We start from the raw sequence: 3208 nt of genomic DNA on the forward strand, positions 1-3208 counted from the left end.
CGCCGCGCCTGGCGGATCGTGGCCGAGCCGGCGCCGGGCGGGGCGGGCGCGGTGCTGGCCTTTCGCCCTGGACATGACCGAGGCGGAGGAGACCCGCGACACCCTGCGCCGCCATGTCGAGGCGCACGACGAGACGCTGAACCACCTGGCCGACGCGGTGGCCATCTTCGGCCCGTCTAAGCGACTGGCCTTCCACAACACGGCCTTCCAACAGCTGTTCAACATCGATCCGGCCTGGCTGGACGAGCGGCCGACGCACGCCGAACTGCTGGACAAGCTGCGCCAGCGTCGCCTTTTGCCCGAGGTGGTCGACTACGCCGGATGGAAGGCCAAGGAGCTGGACTTCTACGGGGCGTCCCAGGCCTCGCCCGACGACAGCTGGTCCCTGCCGGACGGCCGGACCCTGCGGGTCGTGCGCCAGCCTCACCCGCTGGGGGGCATGCTGCTGTTGCTGTCGGACATCACCGACGAACTGAAGCTGCGCAGCCGCTTCAACGCCCAGCTGCAGGTGCAGACCGCGACGCTGGACAAGCTGAACGACGCGGTGGCCGTGTTCGGCTCGGACGGGCGCATCCGGCTGCACAACGAGGCGTTCGAGGCCTTCTGGGGCGTGACCGGCGACCAGCTTCGGGCGGCCGGCGACTTCGACGCCGTGTCGGCCCTGTGCCAGGCGACCCTGCCCGATCCCAGCCTGTGGCTGGGCCTGAAGGCGCGGGTGGCCGATCGGATCCGGAAAGCCGGGTGCCGATCGCCGGCGAGGGGCGGACCGAGGACGGGCGGATCGCCTCCTGGCAGACCCGGCCCCTGCCGGACGGGGCGACCCTGGTGGCCTTCTCGGACGTCACCGCCCGGCGAGGGCTGGAGCAGGCGCTGGCGGCCAAGGCGGCGGCGCTGGAGGAGTCCACGGCGCTGAAGCGCGAATTCGTGGGCAGCGTCTCCTACGAACTGCGCACCCCGCTGACGACGATCGTCGGCTATTCCGAGCTGCTGGAGGTCCAGGCGGATCTGCCCGAGCGCAGCCGGCAGCACGCGGGAGCCATCCGGGTGGCGGCCAGCCAGCTGGCCAGCTCGATCGACGACGTGCTGGACATGGCCCAGATCGACGCCGGCGAGATGGAGCTGACGCTGGGCGACGTGCGGGTCTGCGACCTGCTGGACGACGCCGCCGACAAGGTCCGGGCCCGATCGAAGGGCGGGGCGCGACCCTGACCGTGAGTTGCCCGACGGGCCTGCGGCCCATCCGCGCCGACGCGCAGCGGGTCCAGCAGGCGCTGGAGCTGCTGCTGGACAACGCGGCGCGGGCGGTCTCCGAGGGCGGAAGCGTGACCCTGGTCGCGGAAGGCGGACCGGCCGAGGTGCGCGTCCGGGTCGAGGACACCGGGCGCGGCATCCCCTATCACCTGCAGGCGCACGTCTTCGACCGCTTCGTCCGGCGCGAGCGCGGCGGACCCGGCGTGGGCCTGGCCCTGGTCAAGGCCCTGGTCGAGCTGCACGGCGGCTGGGCCGAGGTGGAGAGCGAACCGGGCAAGGGCGCGGCCTTCATCCTGCACCTGCCGCTGGAAGCCGCCGTCGTGGCCGCGGCGCCGGAGCTTCATCTAGGTTCGAGGGGTTAGGGGCCAGGTTCTAGGGAAGGGCGGCTCAGCGCGTTTCTTTGACAGGGCGGGCTCCGTTCCCTACGCCCCTAGAACCTCGCCCCTGGACCCTAGAACCTCCCATGGCCAAGCCTCTCAAGACCGCCCTGATCTACGACTTCGACGGCACGCTCGCCCGGGGCAACATGCAGGAGGTCAGCTTCATTCCCTCGGTGGGCATGGGCATCGGCGACTTCTGGGGCGAGGCCGAGGCCCTGACCAAGGCCGCCGACGGCGACGGCATCCTGATGTACATGCAGCTGATGCTGGCCCACGCCCGCCAGAACGGGGCGCCGATCACGCGCGAGACGCTGCGCGAGCACGGGCAGGACGTGAAGCTGTTCGACGGCCTGAAGTCGGACCTGACCGGCCAGGGCTGGTTCGAGCGGATCAACGCCAAGGGGGCGGAGTACGGCCTGGACATCGAGCACTACATCATCTCCGCCGGCCTGGAGGAGATGATCGACGGCTGCCCGATCCGCGACGCCTTCCACCACGTGTTCGCGTCCAAGTTCGTCTACGACAAGGACGGGGTGGCGATCTGGCCGGCGGTGGGGGTCAACTACACCACCAAGACCCAGTACCTGTTCCGCATCAACAAGGGCGTGCTGAACCACTGGGAGCACGACAAGATCAATAAATTCATGGCCGACGACGATCGGCCGGTCCCGTTCGAGCGGATGATCTTCCTGGGCGACGGGGACACCGACGTGCCGACGATGAAGATGATGCACACCAAGGGCGGCTTCTCGATCGCGGTCTACGACCCGCGCTTCAACGAGAAGGACCAGAAGAAAATCTACTCCCTGATCTCCGAGGACCGGGTCAATTTCGTCGCCGCCGCCGACTACCGCGAAGGCTCGGCGCTGGACCTGATCGTCAAGGGCCTGATCGGCCGGATCGCCATCAACGCGGGGACGATGCCGGCGGGGGTCTGAACCTTCAGGTCGATCGCGCGGCCGTCTTATTCCGTTCACGGACGAAGGCGACGAAGGCCGCCAGGGCCGGCGGCGGATGGCGGCGCGACGGGTAGTAGAGGAAGGGTCCGTCGAAGGGCGGCAGCCAGTCCTCGAACAGGGAGACCAGCCGGCCCTCGGCGATGTCGCGGCGGGCCCAGGCCTCGAAGGTGGCGTGAAAGCCCAGGCCGTCCCGGGCGGCCTGACGCGCCAGGGCGGCGTCGGTGACGGTGAGCGCCCCCTGCGGCTGGACGCGGATCACGCGGCCGTCCTTCTCGAACTCCCAGGCCAGGACCCCGCCGGGCAGGCGCACGCGGATGCAGGGCAGGTCCGACAGCCTTTCGGGCGAGACCGGAACGCCGACCCGATCCAAGAGGGACGGCGCCGCGACCAGGGCGAACCGCTCCTGTCCCCCCAGGGGGACGGCGATCATGTCCCGGGCCAGGCTTTCCCCGTAGCGCACGCCGGCGTCGAACCCCTGGCGACCACGTCGGTGAAGGCGTCGTCCACGACGATCTCGAGCCGAACCCCGGGGTGGGCGGCCAGGAACGGGGCGATCAGCGGCCCCAGGGCGATGTCGGCCGCGCCCGGGGCGTTGATGCGCAGCCGGCCGACGGCGGC

The 3208-nt window shown here is 70.4% G+C and carries 5 protein-coding genes and 1 pseudogene; 4 read left to right on the forward strand and 2 right to left on the reverse strand.

Going from position 1 to position 3208, the window contains the following annotated elements:
• From AC2W7C_RS15585 to AC2W7C_RS15600, 4 genes are all read left to right on the forward strand, one after another.
• Positions 1-913: PAS-domain containing protein (locus AC2W7C_RS15585; RefSeq protein WP_486002221.1), on the forward strand; the 913-nt coding region annotated here is incomplete at its 5' end.
• On the forward strand, positions 826-1209 hold the full coding sequence (locus AC2W7C_RS15590; protein WP_486002222.1) for a sensor histidine kinase: 384 nt from the start codon (positions 826-828) through the stop codon (positions 1207-1209). The genes AC2W7C_RS15585 and AC2W7C_RS15590, both read left to right, overlap by 88 nt.
• A gap of 2 nt (positions 1210-1211) precedes the next feature.
• The gene (locus AC2W7C_RS15595; protein ID WP_486002223.1) at positions 1212-1613 is read left to right on the forward strand and encodes a sensor histidine kinase; all 402 of its coding nucleotides are present in this window, start codon (positions 1212-1214) and stop codon (positions 1611-1613) included.
• A gap of 101 nt (positions 1614-1714) precedes the next feature.
• On the forward strand, positions 1715-2569 hold the full coding sequence (locus AC2W7C_RS15600; RefSeq protein ID WP_486002224.1) for an HAD family hydrolase: 855 nt from the start codon (positions 1715-1717) through the stop codon (positions 2567-2569).
• Between the two features lie 4 nt (positions 2570-2573).
• Here AC2W7C_RS15600 and AC2W7C_RS15605 read toward each other — a convergent pair whose 3' ends face one another.
• A complete protein-coding gene (locus AC2W7C_RS15605) occupies positions 2574-3050 on the reverse strand; it encodes a LysR substrate-binding domain-containing protein (protein ID WP_486002225.1) in 477 nt (158 codons plus the stop codon).
• Positions 3017-3208, reverse strand: a pseudogene (locus AC2W7C_RS15610) (LysR family transcriptional regulator); the annotation flags it as partial. The pseudogene AC2W7C_RS15610 and the gene AC2W7C_RS15605, both read right to left, overlap by 34 nt.

This window comes from Brevundimonas sp. CURTG3B2_SDJG (genome assembly GCF_057364705.1).

What these genes read in the sequence shown, in the direction of transcription:
- AC2W7C_RS15600 (WP_486002224.1), top strand. Translation starts at nt 1,715, where the DNA reads ATGGCCAAGCCTCTCAAGACCGCCCTGATCTACGACTTCGACGGCACG.